Source organism: Herbaspirillum sp. BH-1, from assembly GCF_002870055.1.
In the GTDB taxonomy this organism is placed as follows: Bacteria; Pseudomonadota; Gammaproteobacteria; order Burkholderiales; family Burkholderiaceae_D; genus Herbaspirillum; species Herbaspirillum frisingense.
In genome coordinates this window covers 258,038-275,571 of record NZ_PKOI01000001.1, presented here as the reverse complement: position 1 = coordinate 275,571, position 17,534 = coordinate 258,038, and the positions used below count along the sequence as shown (strand labels likewise).

Annotated in this window: 13 protein-coding genes; 6 read left to right on the top strand and 7 right to left on the bottom strand. The window is 62.8% G+C overall.

Annotated features, from left to right (window positions below; genetic code table 11):
- The first annotated feature begins 7 nt into the window (after positions 1-7).
- Both murJ and HBH1_RS01250 read left to right on the top strand, forming a co-directional pair.
- On the top strand, positions 8-1,561 hold the full coding sequence (gene murJ / locus HBH1_RS01255; RefSeq protein WP_006463176.1) for a murein biosynthesis integral membrane protein MurJ: 1,554 nt from the start codon (positions 8-10) through the stop codon (positions 1,559-1,561).
- A 119-nt stretch (positions 1,562-1,680) separates the two neighbouring features.
- On the top strand, positions 1,681-2,529 hold the full coding sequence (locus HBH1_RS01250; protein WP_006463177.1) for a SirB1 family protein: 849 nt from the start codon (positions 1,681-1,683) through the stop codon (positions 2,527-2,529).
- 24 nt (positions 2,530-2,553) lie between these two features.
- On the opposite strand, the gene HBH1_RS01245 is transcribed toward HBH1_RS01250, so the two are convergent.
- A complete protein-coding gene (locus tag HBH1_RS01245; protein WP_102661279.1) occupies positions 2,554-4,482 on the bottom strand; it encodes an ATP-binding cassette domain-containing protein in 1,929 nt (642 codons plus the stop codon).
- Between the two features lie 375 nt (positions 4,483-4,857).
- Between HBH1_RS01245 and HBH1_RS01240 the strand changes: the two genes are divergently transcribed.
- The 3 genes from HBH1_RS01240 to HBH1_RS01230 all read left to right on the top strand — a co-directional run bounded on the left by HBH1_RS01240 (position 4,858) and on the right by HBH1_RS01230 (position 9,918).
- Entirely contained in the window at positions 4,858-7,335 is a 2,478-nt protein-coding gene (locus tag HBH1_RS01240; protein WP_102661278.1) for a penicillin-binding protein 1A, read from the top strand.
- Between the two features lie 583 nt (positions 7,336-7,918).
- Complete coding sequence (locus HBH1_RS01235) at positions 7,919-8,614, top strand: c-type cytochrome (RefSeq protein ID WP_233207485.1); 696 nt, start codon at positions 7,919-7,921, stop codon at positions 8,612-8,614.
- Positions 8,611-9,918, top strand: coding sequence for a c-type cytochrome (locus tag HBH1_RS01230; RefSeq protein ID WP_102661276.1), 1,308 nt, complete (start codon positions 8,611-8,613; stop codon positions 9,916-9,918). Before HBH1_RS01235 ends, HBH1_RS01230 begins: the two co-directional genes overlap by 4 nt.
- A 96-nt stretch (positions 9,919-10,014) precedes the next feature.
- Here HBH1_RS01230 and HBH1_RS01225 read toward each other — a convergent pair whose 3' ends face one another.
- The 5 genes from HBH1_RS01225 to HBH1_RS01205 form a co-directional block, all read right to left on the bottom strand.
- On the bottom strand, positions 10,015-10,707 hold the full coding sequence (locus tag HBH1_RS01225; RefSeq protein ID WP_102661275.1) for a winged helix-turn-helix domain-containing protein: 693 nt from the start codon (positions 10,705-10,707) through the stop codon (positions 10,015-10,017).
- Between the two features lie 26 nt (positions 10,708-10,733).
- On the bottom strand, positions 10,734-12,068 hold the full coding sequence (gene glmM, locus HBH1_RS01220) for a phosphoglucosamine mutase (RefSeq protein WP_006463183.1): 1,335 nt from the start codon (positions 12,066-12,068) through the stop codon (positions 10,734-10,736).
- A gap of 138 nt (positions 12,069-12,206) precedes the next feature.
- Positions 12,207-13,055, bottom strand: a complete 849-nt coding sequence (folP, locus tag HBH1_RS01215) for a dihydropteroate synthase (RefSeq protein WP_102661274.1) — start codon at positions 13,053-13,055, stop codon at positions 12,207-12,209.
- Positions 13,056-13,291: 236 nt separating this feature from the next.
- On the bottom strand, positions 13,292-15,181 hold the full coding sequence (gene ftsH / locus HBH1_RS01210) for an ATP-dependent zinc metalloprotease FtsH (RefSeq protein ID WP_039875206.1): 1,890 nt from the start codon (positions 15,179-15,181) through the stop codon (positions 13,292-13,294).
- 383 nt (positions 15,182-15,564) lie between these two features.
- Positions 15,565-16,212 (bottom strand): RlmE family RNA methyltransferase, encoded by a 648-nt coding sequence (locus HBH1_RS01205; protein ID WP_102661273.1) that lies wholly within the window; start codon positions 16,210-16,212, stop codon positions 15,565-15,567.
- A gap of 76 nt (positions 16,213-16,288) precedes the next feature.
- Between HBH1_RS01205 and yhbY the strand changes: the two genes are divergently transcribed.
- On the top strand, positions 16,289-16,747 hold the full coding sequence (gene yhbY, locus HBH1_RS01200) for a ribosome assembly RNA-binding protein YhbY (protein ID WP_102661272.1): 459 nt from the start codon (positions 16,289-16,291) through the stop codon (positions 16,745-16,747).
- Between the two features lie 194 nt (positions 16,748-16,941).
- Here yhbY and greA read toward each other — a convergent pair whose 3' ends face one another.
- Positions 16,942-17,418 carry a transcription elongation factor GreA gene (gene greA / locus HBH1_RS01195; RefSeq protein WP_102661271.1) on the bottom strand — a complete coding sequence of 159 codons (477 nt, stop codon included), beginning with the start codon at positions 17,416-17,418 and terminating at the stop codon, positions 16,942-16,944.
- Positions 17,419-17,534: the final 116 nt, after the last annotated feature.

Sequence of the window (17,534 nt, the reverse complement as noted above, 5' to 3'; positions counted from 1 at the left end):
CCGCTCCATGAACTTGCATAAAACGCTAGCCGCCATTTCCGGCATGACGATGCTGTCACGCATCACCGGACTGGTCCGGGAAATCCTGTTTGCCCGTGCCTTCGGCGCCTCCGCCTACACCGACGCCTTCAACATCGCCTTCCGCATTCCCAACCTGCTGCGCCGGCTGTTCGCCGAAGGCGCGTTCTCGCAGGCCTTCGTACCGATCCTGGCCGAATACAAGAACCGCCGCGGCATCGAAGAAACCAGGCACCTGATCGACCACGTCGCCACCGCCCTGATGTGGGTGATGCTCATCACCTGCGTGGCCGGCATCGTGGCCACCCCCTTCGTGGTCTATTTCATCGCCACCGGTCTGCAATACAACCCGGACGCCTTCCACGCCTCGGTGCTGATGACCCGCATCATGTTTCCCTACATCGGCTTCATGGCCTTCGTGGCGCTGGCCGGGGGCATCCTCAACACCTGGAAGGAATTCAAGATCCCGGCCGTGACCTCGGTGCTGCTCAACGTGGCCTTCATCGTGGCCTCGCTGTTCGTGGCGCCCTTCATGGAGCAGCCCATCTACGCCATGGCCTTCGCCGTGCTGGTGGGCGGCGTGCTGCAGGTGGCCATCCAGGTGCCGGCACTGGTGAAGATCGGCATGCTGCCGCGCCTGTACTGGAATCCCATGCTCGGGTTGCGCGACGAGGGCGTCAAACGGGTGTTGAAGAAAATGGGGCCGGCCGTCTTTGCCGTCTCGGCCGCGCAGATCAGCCTGATGATCAATACCAACATCGCCTCCCGCCTGGAGCACGGCAGCGTCTCCTGGTTGACCTATGCCGACCGCCTGATGGAATTCCCCACCGCCCTGCTGGGCGTCGCCCTGGGGACCATCCTGCTGCCCAGCCTGTCCAACGCCCACGCCGCGCAGGACATGGAGGAATACTCGGCCCTGCTGGACTGGGGCCTGCGGCTGACCTTCATGCTGGCCATGCCGGCCGCGGTAGGACTGGCCACGCTCTCCGAACCGCTGACCGCCACCCTGTTCCACTACGGACGTTTCGATGCGCTTTCCGTCACCATGGTCGGCCACGCGCTGGTGGCCTATGGCGTGGGCCTGATCGGACTGATTTTGGTCAAGATCCTGGCGCCCGGCTTCTATGCCAAGCAGGATATCCGCACCCCGGTGATCATCGCCGTGGGCGTGCTCATCGCCACCCAGGCCATGAACAGCCTGTTTGTGCCGATCTTCGCCCATGCCGGCCTGGCGCTGTCGATCGGGCTGGGCGCCTGTCTCAACGCGCTGTGCCTGTTCATCGGCCTGCGCCGGCGTCAGATCTACGTGCCGCGACCGGGCTGGGGCCTGTTCCTGGTGCGACTGTGCGCGGCCTTGCTGGTGATGGCCGGAGTGGCCTTGTGGATCGCCGGCCACTTCGACTGGGTCGCCCTGCGCGCCCACCCGCTGCTGCGCATCGGGGCGCTGATGCTGGTACTGGTGGTCTGTGCGGCTGCCTACTTCGGACCGCTGTTTGCGATGGGTTTCCGGCTGCGCGAATTCAAGCGGATCGCGCGCCGCTGAGCCTCTGAACCAGCCTTCCTGTCGCTTCCGCAAAAGAAAGCGGTGGAGTGAAACAACAAATTTCACTCCCCTCCAGGCAGACCTGACGCAGCGCGCAATATTTTGATAGCATGGGTGTCATGACGCTCACCTCCCTCGACTATTTTGCTTCGCTGGTGCGCCAGGACGATTCGATTCCCTTGTTCGAATCCGCCCTGACGTTGGGACAGGATTTCTATCCCGAAATGGATTTCGCTGAAGAGGAAATGGCGCTCGACACCCTGGCGCTCAAGCTCAGGCAGCGACTTCCTCCTGATGCATCGCAAATCCAGAAGTTGCGCATGCTGAACCAGTTCTTCTTCCAGGAAATGGCCTTCGCCGGCAACGTCAACAATTACTACGACCCCGACAACAGCTACATCCACCGCGTCATCTCGACCCGGCGCGGCATCCCGATCTCGCTGGCGGTGGTCTATATCGAACTGGCCCAGCAGATCGGGCTGGACATGAAGGGGGTTTCATTCCCTGGCCACTTCCTGATGAAGTTATCGGTACAGTCGGGTGAAATCGTGCTGGACCCCATGAATGGTTCCAGCCTGTCGCGGGAAGAACTGGAAGAGCGTCTGGAGCCTTTCCTGGCCCATCAGCCGGAAGAAGAGTTCGGCGACGAGCTGCCCCTGGCGGCCTATCTGCGGGCGGCTCATCCACGCGAAATCCTGGCGCGCATGCTGCGCAACCTGAAAGCCATCTTTATGGAAAGCCAGCGCTGGCAACAGGTGCTGGACGTGCAGGAACGCCTGGTGATCCTGCTGCCCGAAGAAGTCACCGAAAAGCGCGACCGGGGACTGGCCTTCGCCAATCTGGGCATGGCCCAGGCCGCGCTGGAAGATCTGGAAGCCTACCTGGCCCTGCGCCCCTATGCCGAGGACGCGCCCAATCTGCGCGAGATGCTGCCCGACCTGCGCGAAGCCTTGCGCAAGCCGAACTGAGCGGCCTGCGCAGGCTGAGGGCGCTTACTTCTTGCCTTCGATCTCTTCCCAGCGCTCCAGGCTGACCAGCAGTTCTTCGTCGATCTCGGCGAAACGCTGGTTCAGCTTGACGGCGTCATCGGCACTTTTCTTGTAGAGGTCGGGGTCGGCCAGCTTCTCGGAAATCTGCTTCTGCTCCGCTTCCAGTGCGGCGATGCGCTTGGGCAGTTCTTCCAGCTCACGCTGTTCCTTGTAGCTCAGCTTCTTCTTGGCTGCGGGCGCAGCCACCGGTGCCGCCATGGTCGATTCGGCCTTGACCTCGCCACTGTCTGCTGACTTGTCCGCCGCCTTTGCGCCAGCCTTGGAGGCCGCCTGCGTGGTCGGACGCTGGCGCTCCCAGTCAGAATAGCCCCCCACGTATTCACGCCAGACGCCATTGCCCTCGGCGGCGATCACCTGGGTCACGACGTTGTCCAGGAACATGCGGTCGTGGCTGACCAGAAACACCGTCCCCGGATATTCTTCCAGCAGTTCTTCCAGCAGTTCCAGGGTATCGATGTCGAGGTCGTTGGTCGGTTCGTCCAGCACCAGCACATTGGCCGGCTTGGCGAACAGGCGCGCCAGCAGCAGGCGGTTGCGTTCACCACCGGAGAGCGTACGCACCGGCGAGCGGGCGCGTTCCGGCGCGAACAGGAAGTCCGACAGATAGGTCATCACGTGCTTGCGCTGGCCGTTGACCTCGACCCAGTCGCTGCCCGGGGCAATCGTGTCAGCCAGCGTGGTTTCTTCATTCAGTTGCGCGCGCATCTGATCGAAATAGGCGACCTGCATCTTGGTCCCCTGCTTGACGGTGCCGCTGTCAGGCGCTTCCTCGCCCAGGATCAGCTTGAGCAGCGTGGTCTTGCCGGCGCCGTTCTGGCCGATCAGGCCGACCTTGTCACCACGCATGAGGATGGTGCTGAAATCGCGCACGATGGTCTTGGGACCGTAGGCCTTGTTGACGTTTTCCAGTTCCGCCACGATCTTGCCGGAACGTTCGCCGGTGCCCACTTCCAGCTTGACCTGCCCCTGCCGGTCGCGCCGCTCGCTGCGCTGCACGCGCAGCGCTTCCAGACGTCGCACGCGCCCTTCATCGCGGGTACGGCGGGCCTGCACGCCCTTGCGGATCCAGACCTCTTCCTGGGCCAGGAACTTGTCGAACTTGGCATTTTCCACTTCCTCATTGGCCAGCAGCTCGGCCTTGCGCCCCTGGTAGGTGCTGAAGTTGCCGGGGAAGGACAGGATCTTGCCGCGATCCAGTTCGATGATGCGGGTCGAGACGTTGTCCAGGAAACTACGGTCGTGGGTGATGAAGAGGATGCTGCCCTTGAAGTCGCGCAACAGGCCTTCCAGCCACAGGATGGAGCCAAAGTCCAGGTGGTTGGTCGGCTCGTCCAGCAGCAGCACGTCGGGGTTGCCCACCAGGCCGCAGGCCAGGGCCACGCGTTTCTTCATGCCGCCGGAGAGTTCGCCGATGCGTGCCTCGCGGTTCAGGTTCAGCTTGTCCAGCGTGGTCTCGACCTTGTTGCCGATGGACCAGGCGTCAGCCGCATCCAGCACGGTCTGGATCTGGTGCATGCGCTCCAGCAGGGCATCGTCGTTGTCGCCGCCGAACTGGCCGGTGATGGCTTCATATTCGGCCAGCAGGGCCGGCAGCTCGCCCAGGCCCGAGGCCACGGCATCGAACACCGTCATCTCTTCCGGGAAATGCGGCTCCTGGTCGACATAGGCGATCTTCAGGTTCTGCTGCATCACTAGCAGGCCATCGTCCAGCTTCGAGCGGCCGGCGATGATCTTCAGGAGCGAAGACTTGCCGGTGCCGTTGCGGCCGATCAGGCCAATGCGTTCGCCGGTCTCCAGCGAGAATTCGGCGTGATCGAGGAGCGCGACGTGGCCGAAGGCCAGTTGTGCGTCGGAGAGGGAAATGACTGCCATAGCGTGAGTAGCGTGATCTGCGTGAATGCGACGGCCTGGGCCGCGCAGGATGGATGCGAAGTCGCCTGAAAAAGAGAACCAAGGAGAACCAACGGCGAAAGAGCGGCATTGTACCGACTGCGCCGACGAAATGCTGATTTAAGCGCGCTGACGCCGTCCTGCTGTCCCAAAGACGCCACCAAATGCCAGCGGCCCTCGGGTAGTCGGCCCCGATTGTCACTACGGCAACGGTATTTCTGGAAAATAACAAAATTCTCTCGAATTACAACGTCGAAAACGGTCGATGTTACAACTCGTAAAGCATTGCCGGCGGCCGGTCCGCCGGGCTGGTGGCCCGATGCTGTAAGATAGCGCATCCCGATTCACACTCATCCCATGCCTCTTCCAACTTTGCCGGACCCGCTGCGCCGCCAGCGCGGCTTCCTCAATCCCAATATCGCCAAGTTCATCGGTCTGTCCATCCTGGGTCTCGGCATCGCCGGCGCGCTGCTGGTGGTCTACGCCCTGATCTTCATCAACCCGCGCCTGCCCTCGCTGGACCTGATCACCGATTACCGGCCCAAGGTCCCGCTGCGCATCTGGTCCGAAGACAAGGTCTTGCTGGGCGAATTCGGTGAAGAAAAGCGCAGCCTGGTCAAGCTGGACGACATCCCGGCCGACATGAAGAACGCCGTGCTGGCCATTGAGGACTATCGCTTCTATGAGCACGGCGGCATCGACTGGATCGGCATCGCCCGCGCCCTGGTGACCGACGTGCTGCGCGGCAGCGCCTCGCAGGGGGCCAGCACCATCACCATGCAGGTGGCGCGCAATGTCTTCCTGACCAAAGAAAAGACCTTCTCCCGCAAGCTCTATGAAGTGCTGCTGGCCAACAAGATCGAACATGCCCTGACCAAGGACCAGATCCTGGAGGTCTACATGAACCAGATCTACCTGGGCCAGCGCGCCTTCGGCTTTGCCGCTGCCGCCCGCACCTATTTCGGCAAGGACCTCAAGGACGTCAGCCTGGCCGAAGCCGCCATGCTGGCCGGCCTGCCCAAGGCACCATCAGCCTACAACCCCATCGTCAACCCCAAGCGCGCCCACATCCGCCAGCAGTACATCCTGCAGCGCATGCTGGACGTGGGCTTCATCACCCAGGCGCAGTACGACAAGGCTTCCAAGGAAGAACTGAAGGTGCGTGCACCGGGCAGCCAGTACACGGTACATGCCGAATATGTGAATGAAATGGTGCGCCAGATGGTGTACGCCCAGTACAAGGAAGACACCTATACCCAGGGCTTCAACGTCTACACCACCGTCAATGCCGCCGACCAGCAGGCCGCCTACCTGGCCGTGCGCAAGGGCGTGATGGACTATGACCGTCGGCATGGCTACCGTGGTCCGGAAGAGACCATCGAGCTGCCCTCGAACGCGGAGGATCGGGCCTCCGCCATCGACGACGTGATGGACGACCACCCGGACAACGATGACATCCTGGCCGCCGTGGTGGTGGCTGCCAGCCCCAAGCAGATCGACGCGGTACTGCGCAACGGCGACAAGATCAGCGTCAAGGGTGAGGCACTGCGTTTCGTGGCATCGGCGCTGTCGGAAAAGGCCAAGAAGGACGTGCGCATCGGCCCCGGCGCATTGATCCGCGTGATGCAGGATGCCAAGCAGAACTGGCAGGTGGTGCAGTTGCCGCAAGTGGAAGCGGCACTGGTGTCGGTGGTGCCGCAGGACGGTGCCATCCGCGCGCTGGTGGGCGGTTTCGACTTCACCCAGAACAACTTCAACCACGTGACGCAAGCCTGGCGCCAGCCCGGCTCCACGTTCAAGCCCTTCATCTATTCGGCGGCGCTGGAGAAGGGTTTTGCGCCCGCCTCCATCGTCAATGATGCTCCGGTGTCCTACCCTGCCGGCCCCGGCCAGCCGAACTGGGAACCCAAGGATGACGAAACCCCGGCCGGCCCGATCACGGTGCGCACGGCCCTGCAGAAGTCGGTCAACCTGGTGGCCATCCGCACGCTGGACTACATCGGCGTGCCTTACGCCAAGGACTTCATCACCGGCACCTACGGCTTCGACGCCGACAAGGTCCCGCCCTATTTGCCCATGGCACTGGGTGCGGGCCAGACCAATCCGTTGCAGTTGTCGGCGGCCTATTCGGTGTTCGCCAATGGCGGCTACAAGATCCAGCCCTACCTGATCTCGCAGATCACCGATGCCCGCGGCAAGGTGCTGTCCAAGGCGGAACCGCTGATCGTCGGCAACGGCGCACCACGGGTGGTGGCCGAGCGCAACAGCTACATGATGACCAACCTGCTCAAGTCCGTGGCCCAGCGCGGCACCGGCGCACGCAGCAACAGCATCGGCCGTACCGACCTGGCCGGCAAGACCGGTACCACCAACGATGCGGTGGATGGCTGGTTCGCCGGTTACCAGCGCACGCTGGCCACCGTGGTGTGGATGGGGTATGACCAGCCCAAGAGCCTGGGTGGCATGGAATTCGGCGCCCAGCTGGCGCTGCCGATCTGGGTGGATTACATGGCCAAGGCCCTGAAGGGCGTGCCGCAATTCGACCAGCCGGCCCCCGATGGCATCCGCTTCATCGATGGCGAGCCCTACTACGACAACTTCACTCCCAACAACGGTCTGGTGACCAATGTGGGTGTGACGGTGGTGGATGCGATCTCGAACTTCTTCGGCTGGACCCCGAGCCAGACCCCGGCCGCCCCGGGCACGGCCCAGCCGGCGCCGAACGTGCCAGGCAGCGCCCCCGGCACCCCGGGGGCTGCGCCCTCGCCTTCGGGAACGCGCCCGCAGAGCGACAATGCGCGCCGCTTCCTGGACAGCACCAACCAGGGCCATTGACCGATGATGGATCGGAGTGAGGCTGCCCCACGGTGATGTAACACTGATGGGGCAGAAAATGAAAAAGCGCAGAAGATGACTTCTGCGCTTTTTTTATGCTGGTGCCCCCGACACGGATCGAACGTGTGACCTATCCCTTCATACCACTATGGCTTTCGCCACCAGAGTCTGTTTGTGGTCTGGACTATACCTTGATCGTGGGCAGTGCCATTGATGCACTGGCCTTTAGACCGGAGCCGTCTAGTCTCTACACCTTCCGGCGTCCTCACGGAAGCCGGCTTGGCTCGGTATTGCCAGCAGCCGCGCGGTCGTCACGACCAGGCGCTGTCAGGGTTCACCGAATTTGACTCCATTCACGCGGCGCCTTTCGGCAGCCGCTGCCCAATTGTCTTTAGGAGGGGATCGCTCTATCCACTGAGCTACGGGGGCAGCAAGGCCGCTATTGTATCCGCTGCGCCCGGGCTTGCAAAGCCGCAAGCACCGCGACGGCTTGCACTACAATAGGTCGATGCGCCCGCTCATAACAAATATGAAGAAAATTGCTGCCATCGCACTGGGGACCTGGATTGCATGTGGACCGGCCATGGCCCAATCACCCGCTACCGCGCCTGACGCCAGGGCGATTCCGGGCATGGCCGAACGCATGGCGGCCTGCACCGTCTGCCATGGCAAGGAGGGGCGCGCCACCGCCGACGGCTATTACCCCCGCATCGCCGGCAAGCCGGAAGGCTATCTGCTGCATCAATTGCAGAGTTTCCGGGATGGCCAGCGTCGTTACCCGATGATGAATTACCTGCTGGCCAATCTCTCGGACGACTATCTCCAGCAGATCGCGATCTTCTTCGCCGCCCAGCACCCGCCCTACCCGCCGCCAGTCACCACCGAGGCCAGCGCAACGGTGCTGGAACGCGGCCGCCAGCTGGTCACCACCGGCCAGCCCGCGCAGCGCATGCCCGCCTGCGCCGCCTGCCATGGTGATGGCCTGGGCGGGGTGGCACCGGGCATTCCCGGACTGCTGGGACTGCCCAAGGATTACATCAACGCGCAGCTGGGCGCCTGGCGCAACGGCGAGCGCAAGGCCAAGGCGCCCGACTGCATGGGCGAGATCGCCCGCGCCCTGAGCCCGGAAGACATCAATGCTGCCAGCAGCTGGCTGGCGGCGCAGCCGGTTCCACCGGATTACCGCCCGGCCGCCGCACCGCCCAAGCCATTGCCCGCACAGTGCGGCAGCATGGGGCCGGCGGTGTCGAAGCCCGTCACGATGGGAGCAACACCATGAGGCGGCCCTGGACGCGCGGCCTGAAGTGGCTGCTGCTGGGCGCCGCCGGCACGCTGGTGGGCCTGGCTGGCGTGGTGGCCTGGCAGAGCCTGGGCAGCGAGGACCCGGGCGTGGCCTCTGCGGTCAGTGATCCGCAGGCGCAGCGGCTCAAGGGCCAATACCTCGCGCAGGCCGGCAATTGCATGGCCTGCCACACCGTGCGCGGCGGCGCCGGATATGCCGGCGGACGTGCCATCGCCAGCCCCTTCGGCACGCTCTACACCAGCAACATCACGCCGGACAAGTCCACCGGCATCGGCAACTGGAGCCGCGACGATTTCTGGCGCGCGCTGCATCACGGGCGGGGCCGGGATGGCCGCTTCCTCTATCCGGCCTTCCCCTATACCAGCTACGCCCGGATGAGCCGCGACGACAGCGATGCCCTCTTCGCCTATCTGCAAAGCCTGCCGCCGGTCAATCAGCCCAATCGCGAACATGCACTGCGCTTTCCCTACAACCAGCGCATGCTGCTGGCGCTGTGGCGTGCCTTGTATTTCAAACCGGGCAGCTTCACGCCCGACCCGGCACGCGATGCGCAATGGAACCGTGGCGCCTATCTGGTCCAGGGCGCCGGCCATTGCAGCGCCTGCCATAGCGCACGCAACGCTCTCGGCGCGAGCCTGGCGCCGCTGGCCCTGGAGGGCGGCGTGATACCGGCGCTGGCGTGGTATGCGCCGCCACTGCATGGCGGTGAAAAGGGGCTGGGAAGCTGGAGCGAGGCCGATATTGCCGCCCTGCTCAAGACCGGGGTGTCGCCTCGTGGTACGGCGCTGGGACCCATGTCGGAAATCGTCGGCCGCAGCCTGCAATATCTGACCGATAGCGACATCTCGGCCATCAGCGTCTACCTCAAGACGCTGCCGGCACCCTCATCGGAAAAGTCGGCCGCCTCCGGCGCACCGCGCCCGGAGCCGGCGGAGGCCGAACGCATCCTCAAGCAGGGCCAGAAGCTCTACGGATCACTGTGCGTGGACTGTCATGGCGGCAAGGGCCAGGGTAGCGCGCCGGATTATCCGCCGCTGGCGGGCAACCATGCCATCGCCGGGCCACAACCGCTCAATGCGATTCGCACCGTGCTCAATGGCGGTTTTCCGCCATCCACGACCGGCAATCCCTATCCCTTCGGCATGCCGCCCTTCGGGCCGCAACTGAGCGATGCCGAGGTGGCGGCGGTGCTGTCCTATGTGCTCAACAGCTGGGGTAATCAGGGCGGATGGGTGTCGGCCTCGGAGGTCAACCGCTATCGCAGCGTGCCGCTGGACTGAGCCTGGCGAGAGGGAGCCGCCAAGAAAAAAGCGATCCGTGGATCGCTTTTTTCATGATGCGGCTTCAGCCGCGCAGGCCGACTACCTGAAGGGCGATCATTGCTCGCCGCTGAGCTTGTAGCCCATGCCACGCACCGTCTGCACGTAATGCGCGAGATCGCCCAGCGATTTGCGCAGACGCATGATATGCACGTCCACCGTGCGTTCTTCGATGAAGGTATGGTCACCCCACACCTTGTCCAGCAACTGGGCGCGCGAGAAGATGCGTTCCGGGTGGGCCACCAGATAACGCAGCAGCTTGAATTCGGCCTGGTCCAGCGTCACCGGCCGGCCACCGACCGAGACTTCGCGCCGCTCGACATCGATGCCGATGTCGCGATACCGCAGCACCTGGCTGCCGATCTCGGGGGTCTTGCGGCGTAACAGCGCCTGCACCCGCGCCACCAGTTCCTTGGGTGAAAAGGGCTTGGTCACGTAGTCATCGGCGCCCTCGTTCAAGCCCTTGACCTTGTCTTCTTCCATGCCCTTGGCGGTCAGCATGATGACCGGCAGCGCGGCGGTGCGCGGATCGCGGCGCAATTCGCTGAGCAACACCAGACCCGAACTGTCCGGCAACATCCAGTCCAGCAGGACCACGTGGGGCAGCGCCTCGGCAATGAACTTGCGGGCCTGGGCCACGTCGGTGGCAATGGTGGTGGCGAAACCAGCCCCCTGCATCGTGAAGCGCAATAGCTCCGCGATGCTGGGTTCGTCTTCCACCATGAGGATTTGGGCTAGCTCTTTTGACATCGTCCGCAGTCCGAAACAGGAAGAACTCAGAGCACCTTGGCGGCGATACGCTGCGCCATGCTGCGCGCCAGCTCGGCCTCCTGGGCTTCCACCATCACGCGGATCAGGGGCTCGGTCCCGGAGGGGCGCAGCAGTACGCGTCCACGCTCGCCGAGCTGCTCTTCCACGGCCGCCTTTTCCGCCTGCAGGGCGGTATTGGATTTCCAGTCGTAGCCGGCAGGGATCTTCACGTTGATCAGCGACTGTGGATACATGCTGATGTCCGCCGTCATCTGCGCCAGGGTCTGGCCTGCGCGCTTGAGGGCCGACAGCACCTGCAGCGCCGAGACGATGCCGTCGCCGGTGGTGTGCTTGTCCAGCGCCAGCAGGTGACCGGAACCCTCGCCGCCCAGCAGCCAGCCCTTTTCCTGCAACACTTCCAGCACATAGCGGTCACCCACCTTGGCACGCGCGAAGGGCACGCCCATTTTCTTGAAGGCGACCTCCAGGGCCATGTTGGTCATGAGCGTGCCGACCGCGCCATCGATCGCGCCGGTGGCCAGCCTGTCCTTGACCATCAGGTAGAGCAGTTCGTCGCCGTTGTAGATGCGGCCGCTGTCGTCGACCATGATCAGGCGGTCGGCATCGCCGTCGAGCGCGATGCCCAGGTCGGCGCGGTATTCGCGCACCGACGCCACCAGGGTCTTGGGCGCGGTGGCGCCACAATCCTCGTTGATGTTCAGGCCATCGGGCTGGTTACCGATGGTGATGACCTCGGCCCCCAGTTCATGGAACACGTGAGGGGCGATATTGTAGGCCGCGCCATGGGCGCAATCGACCACCAGGCGCATGCCGCGCAGGTCCATGGCACCGGGGAAGGTGCTCTTGCAGAATTCGATGTAGCGACCGGCGGCATCGTTGAGACGACGTGCCTTGCCCAGCTTTTCGGAGGGCACGCATTCCATGGGCTGCTCCAGGGCCGCCTCGATATCGGCTTCGACGGCGTCCGGCAGCTTGTTGCCGCTGGCGGAGAAGAACTTGATGCCATTGTCGTGATACGGATTATGCGAAGCGGATATCACCACACCGGCCGAGAGCCGCAAGGCGCGGGTCAAATAGGCCACGGCCGGGGTGGGGATCGGTCCGGCCAGCCAGACATCCACGCCCGCTGCGGCAAAACCGGCTTCCAGGGCGGCTTCCAGCATGTAGCCGGAAATCCGGGTGTCCTTGCCAATGAGGACCGTGCGGCGGGCCGCGCCTTCCTTGGCCTTGGTCAGTACCTTGCCTGCGGCATAGCCCAGGCGCATGACGAAGTCCGGGGTGATGGGGGCCACGCCGACGCGACCACGCACGCCGTCGGTGCCGAAATATTTTGCTGCCATGTTGTTTCCTCTAACTCTTTCCTGCAGGCGGCCGAACGGCCGACCTGTCTCCCTTGATGCCATGAATAGGGCAACGCCCGATTTCTGCCTGAAACTGCCGCAGCTGCCTGTCGCAGGCGGCCATGCGGCGCCGGGGCGTCAATGGTCCGGGCGCCCGGCCTGCCACATGGTGAGCGCGTCGACGGTTTCGGCCACGTCATGCACGCGGATGATCATCGCGCCCTGCTGGGCTGCTGCCAGCGCCGCACCGATACTGCCGGCCATGCGCCGTTCCAGCGGCTTGCCGACAACCGCGCCGACCATGGATTTACGCGACATGCCCGCCAAGAGCGGCAGGTCAATTTTATCGATCAGGCTGCGGGTATTTTTGAGCAAAGCAAGATTATGCTCCACTGTCTTGCCAAAGCCAAAACCGGGGTCGATGCAGATGCGTTCGCGCGCGATGCCGGCCGCCCGCATCAGGTCCACCTGTCCTTGCAAAAAGTGGGCAACTTCCGCCACCACGTCAGCGTAGACAGGGGCTTGCTGCATGGTCTGCGGCTGGCCCTGCATGTGCATCACGCACAAGCCGGCCTCGCTGTCCTTGACGGCATCGATGGCCCCTTCGGCGCGAAAACCGTTGATGTCGTTGATCATGTCCACCTCCGCCAGCAGGGCTTCGCGCATGACGGCGGGCTTGTAGGTATCCAGCGAGAGCGGCTTGCCACAATCGCGCAACGCGTAGATCACCGGCATGACGCGTTCGAGCTCCTGCTCCAGCGACAGCGGGGCGATACCGGGACGGGTGGATTCTCCACCGATATCGATGATGTCCACGCCATCGGCAATCATCTGTTCGGCATGGCTCAGGGCCATTTCCAGCGACTGGTGGCGTCCGCCGTCGGAGAACGAATCCGGCGTCACGTTGAGGATGCCCATCACCAGCGGCCGGCGACCTTGCTGTACCGGCAGGCGGAACCTGCCGCATTTGAGGAATGCTTGCGTCATCTTGCTTCTATCAGGGTGGAACAGGTGTTCAGTTTTCGCCGCAAACGGCGCAACACTGCGTGGCGCAGCATGATACACCGCCGCATGCCGGCTGCCTGCTTCTTTCGCCCGCACCTGCCAGGGCTTGGCGGCCACCAGGCGATGCGTCGAGGAGGCCAAAATGAAAAAAGGCGAGGATCGCTCCTCACCTTTTTCTCTTACCGCAGACTGCCTGGCTGCGTCGACTCCACCACGCTTCAGGCAGGTGCCGTGGCGTTGGGGGTGACGTCGCCGGGGCGGTTGTTGTCCGAGGACGACTTCTTGGCCGGCACACCGTTGCGCGGCGGACGCGGCTCGTCACCGTTCATGATGTCGTTGACCTGATCGGCGTCCAGGGTTTCCCATTCCAGCAGGGCCTTGGCCATGACGTCGACCTTGTCGCGATGCTCTTCCAGCAGGCGACGGGCCAGCGCATATTGCTCGTCCAGGATGCTGCGGATTTCCGCATCCACCTTTTGCTGGGTGGCTTCGGACACGGTCTTGGAAGACATGCGGCCGAAGTAGGCGTCCTGCTCCGAATCTTCATACACCATGGTACCCAGGGTGACGGACATGCCGTAACGGGTCACCATCGCACGGGCCAGCTTGGTGGCACGCTCGAAGTCGTTGGAAGCGCCGGTGGACATCTGGTGCATGAAGATTTCTTCAGCAATACGACCACCGAACAGGATCGAGATCTCTTCCAGCATCTTGTCCTTGTACATGTTCACGCGGTCATGTTCCGGCAGCTGCCAGGTCAGACCCAGTGCGTAACCACGCGGCATGATGGTGACCTTGTGCACCGGATCGGCCTTGGGCAGCAGCTTGGCGACCACGGCGTGGCCGGACTCGTGGTAGGCGGTGTTGCGACGTTCTTCTTCGCGCATCACGGCCGACTTGCGTTCCGGACCCATGACGATCTTGTCCTTGGCATCTTCGAAGTCCTGCATCTCGACCAGGCGCTTGTTGCGACGGGCCGCAAAAAGGGCCGCTTCGTTGACCAGGTTGGCCAGGTCGGCGCCGGAGAAGCCGGGGGTACCACGGGCCAGGATGTCGGCCTTGACGTCCGGAGCGATGGGCACCTTGCGCATGTGGACGTACAGAATCTGTTCGCGACCACGGATATCGGGCAGGCCGACCATCACCTGGCGGTCGAAGCGACCCGGACGCAGCAGCGCCTTGTCCAGCACGTCGGCACGGTTGGTGGCGGCGATCACGATGACGCCGGAATTGGCTTCAAAGCCGTCCATCTCCACCAGCATCTGGTTCAGGGTCTGTTCACGTTCGTCGTTGCCGCCGCCCATGCCGGCACCGCGATGGCGACCGACGGCGTCGATTTCGTCGATGAAGATGATGCAGGGAGCATGCTTCTTGGCGTTTTCGAACATGTCGCGTACGCGGGACGCACCCACGCCGACGAACATTTCCACGAAGTCGGAACCCGAAATGGTGAAGAACGGCACCTTGGCTTCACCCGCGATGGCACGCGCCAGCAGGGTCTTACCGGTACCCGGGGGACCGACCATCAGCACGCCGTGGGGAATGCGGCCACCCAGCTTCTGGAACTTGGTCGGATCGCGCAGGAACTCGACCAGCTCCTGCACTTCTTCCTTGGCCTCGTCGCAACCGGCGACGTCAGCGAAGGTGACGGAGTTGCTGTTCTCATCCAGCATGCGGGCTTTGGACTTGCCGAAGGAGAAGGCACCGCCCTTGCCACCGCCCTGCATCTGGCGCATGAAGAAGATCCAGACGCCGATCAGCAGCAGCATCGGGAACCACGAAATGAAGATCTGCGACAGGAAGGACTGCTCTTCCGGCTGGCGCACGTCGAACTTCACGCCATTGTTGAGCAGATCACCGACCAGGCCGCGATCCAGCACGGTGGTCGCGGTCTTGACCTTGGTGCCATCCTGGGTGGTGGCGATGATGTTGCGATCCTCGATGGTCGCATCCTTGATGTGACCCGCCTTGACCTCGGAGATGAAGTCCGAATACGCGATAGGCTTGGCGTTGGTTGCCATGCTGCGGCTGTCGAACTGTTTGAATACCATAAACAGCACGAGCGCGATGACCACCCATATGGCAGCCTTGGAAAACATATTGTTCACTGGAACTCCTCCGACGCCTGGGCGCCACGTTGCCTTTGTATTGTCCGATTTTACCCGGATTCAACCACCGTTACATAGAAAACCGCCGTCCGCCCCGCCCTGCCGTGCCGTCGCGCAACGCACAATTGCCATGCAGACGCGCCACCACAGTCGCTTCGTTACCATCCAGCCAACACATTTTCCGCCATCCTGAACCGGGGAAGCCTGCAGGCTGCTCGCCCGGGAAGGGACAAGCGGATGTTTTCCAAATGTCGATATAGGGTTGAAAGCAGGCAAAACAAGGCAGAAAACTTCAGTATTTGCGCCGAAATCCTGTCCATTGTGCACTCAACACCTGAACGAGCGAACGCATCGGCGTCAAGTTTGAGCGATGTGATCGGAATTCAAATGCGGGGATTCTTCAAGGTCTTGCCCAGCAGGAAGATTTCCGACGACTTGTCGCGGCTGGCCTTGGGCTTCTTGGACATCACCGTCTTGAACTCGGCCCGGAACTTGTGCACCAGTTCGTTATAGCCGGTCCCGTTGAAACACTTGACCAGCAAGGAGCCGCCAGGTTTCATGTGCAACTGGGCAAATTCGATGGCCAGGTCGATCAGGTACTCCACCCGCGCTGCGTCGGCAATGGCCACGCCCGACAGGTTGGGTGCCATGTCCGACAGCACGAGGTCGACCTTGCGGCCGTCCAGCAGCGCTTCCAGCTGGCGCACCGGTTCATCTTCGCGGAAGTCGCCCTGGATGTAGTGGACGTCGGCGATCGGATCCATCGGCAGGATGTCCAGGCCGATAATGGTGCCATGGATGCCGCCACCTTCGGCGCCGGCCAGCTTGTTGCGCACGTACTGGCACCAGCTGCCGGGGGTACATCCGAGGTCGACGATGACCTGACCGGGCTTGATCAGGCGCTCTTCCTCGTCGATTTCCTTGAGCTTGTAGGCGGCGCGCGCACGATAACCTTCCTTTTGCGCAAGCTTCACATAAGGATCGTTGATATGGTCGTGCAACCAGTTTTTGTTCAGTTTGTTCTTTGCCATTCGCGTAGAATACTGGTTTTATCTCATTGAGGGACAACTTGGCGCCGCCGAGACCTCGTCCCGAACCTGCATTCCCATGTTGACATTGACTCCCGCCGAGCGCAGCGAACTGCGCGCCCAGGCCCATGCCTTGAACCCCGTCGTGATGGTGGGCGAAAGCGGCCTGTCCGAATCCGTGATGAAGGAAATCGACAAGAGCCTGAACGCCCACGGCCTCATCAAGGTCCGCGTCTTCGGCGACGACCGCGAAGCCCGCATCGCGATCTACGAAACCATCTGCGCCGAGCTCAAGGCCGCGCCGGTACAACACATCGGCAAGCTGCTGGTGCTGTATCGCCCGCAGAAGGACGATGTCAAGAAGGCCGCTGCCGGCGCCAAGGGCGGCCTGCGCGAAGTGACCATCGTCAAGTCGCACGCCACCAAGCGTCCTTCGGTGAACAAGGTCATGCTCAAGGGCAATGAACGCGTCACCGCCGGTGGCCTGGTCAAGAAGGCCAAGCCGCGTCAGCGCAGCACCAAGAAGTCGCTGGGCTGATCCCGCCCGACCGGCCATCTCGGGATGGCCCGCAAAACAGAATGCCCGCTGATGCGGGCATTTTCATTTCCGGCTCGTCGGACTTGCAGGCAACTCAGGTAGGCAGCTCAGGTAGGCAGCTCACGCAGACGGATCAAGCCGGTTACTACGACACCCGCCCCGCACTATCACGGGGCCGGTGTCGTCACACCACGTCAGACGTAGCGCACTTCCAGGATTTCATATTCCTTCAGACCCGACGGGGCTTCCACGGCCACCACGTCACCGGCGCTCTTGCCGATCAGGGCACGGGCGATGGGCGAAGTCACGGAAACCTTGGATTCCTTGATGTCGGCTTCATCCAGCCCCACGATCTGGTAGGTCACCTTCTCGCCGCTATCCAGGTTTTCCAGGTCCACGGTGGAGGCGAAGACCACGCGGCCTTCTGCGTTCAGCTCAGCCGGATCGACGATCTGGGCCGCGCCCAGCTTGCCTTCCAGGTCGGCGATGCGGCCTTCGATGAAGGACTGGCGCTCCTTGGCCGATTCATACTCGGCGTTTTCGGATAAATCGCCCTGCGCGCGCGCTTCCGCGATCGCATTGATGACTTCAGGACGGTCTTTGGTTTTCAAACGGTGCAATTCTTCCTTCAGAAGTTCGGCGCCACGCTTGGTAAGGGGAACTGTGCTCATAAGTCTCTTGCTCAAGGTTAGGGTTACACGGAAGACGCATCCAAGGTCCGCCGGCCGATGAACACGCAAAAGCACACCATTGCCGCCAACTTGGCGGACAAGCATCGTCTTTACGG

What these genes read in the sequence shown, in the direction of transcription:
- murJ (WP_006463176.1), top strand. Translation starts at nt 8, where the DNA reads ATGAACTTGCATAAAACGCTAGCCGCCATTTCCGGCATGACGATGCTG.
- HBH1_RS01250 (WP_006463177.1), top strand. Translation starts at nt 1,681, where the DNA reads ATGACGCTCACCTCCCTCGACTATTTTGCTTCGCTGGTGCGCCAGGAC.
- HBH1_RS01245 (WP_102661279.1), bottom strand. Translation starts at nt 4,482, where the DNA reads ATGGCAGTCATTTCCCTCTCCGACGCACAACTGGCCTTCGGCCACGTC.
- HBH1_RS01240 (WP_102661278.1), top strand. Translation starts at nt 4,858, where the DNA reads ATGCCTCTTCCAACTTTGCCGGACCCGCTGCGCCGCCAGCGCGGCTTC.
- HBH1_RS01235 (WP_233207485.1), top strand. Translation starts at nt 7,919, where the DNA reads ATGGCCCAATCACCCGCTACCGCGCCTGACGCCAGGGCGATTCCGGGC.
- HBH1_RS01230 (WP_102661276.1), top strand. Translation starts at nt 8,611, where the DNA reads ATGAGGCGGCCCTGGACGCGCGGCCTGAAGTGGCTGCTGCTGGGCGCC.
- HBH1_RS01225 (WP_102661275.1), bottom strand. Translation starts at nt 10,707, where the DNA reads ATGTCAAAAGAGCTAGCCCAAATCCTCATGGTGGAAGACGAACCCAGC.
- glmM (WP_006463183.1), bottom strand. Translation starts at nt 12,068, where the DNA reads ATGGCAGCAAAATATTTCGGCACCGACGGCGTGCGTGGTCGCGTCGGC.
- folP (WP_102661274.1), bottom strand. Translation starts at nt 13,055, where the DNA reads ATGACGCAAGCATTCCTCAAATGCGGCAGGTTCCGCCTGCCGGTACAG.
- HBH1_RS01205 (WP_102661273.1), bottom strand. Translation starts at nt 16,212, where the DNA reads ATGGCAAAGAACAAACTGAACAAAAACTGGTTGCACGACCATATCAAC.
- yhbY (WP_102661272.1), top strand. Translation starts at nt 16,289, where the DNA reads ATGTTGACATTGACTCCCGCCGAGCGCAGCGAACTGCGCGCCCAGGCC.
- greA (WP_102661271.1), bottom strand. Translation starts at nt 17,418, where the DNA reads ATGAGCACAGTTCCCCTTACCAAGCGTGGCGCCGAACTTCTGAAGGAA.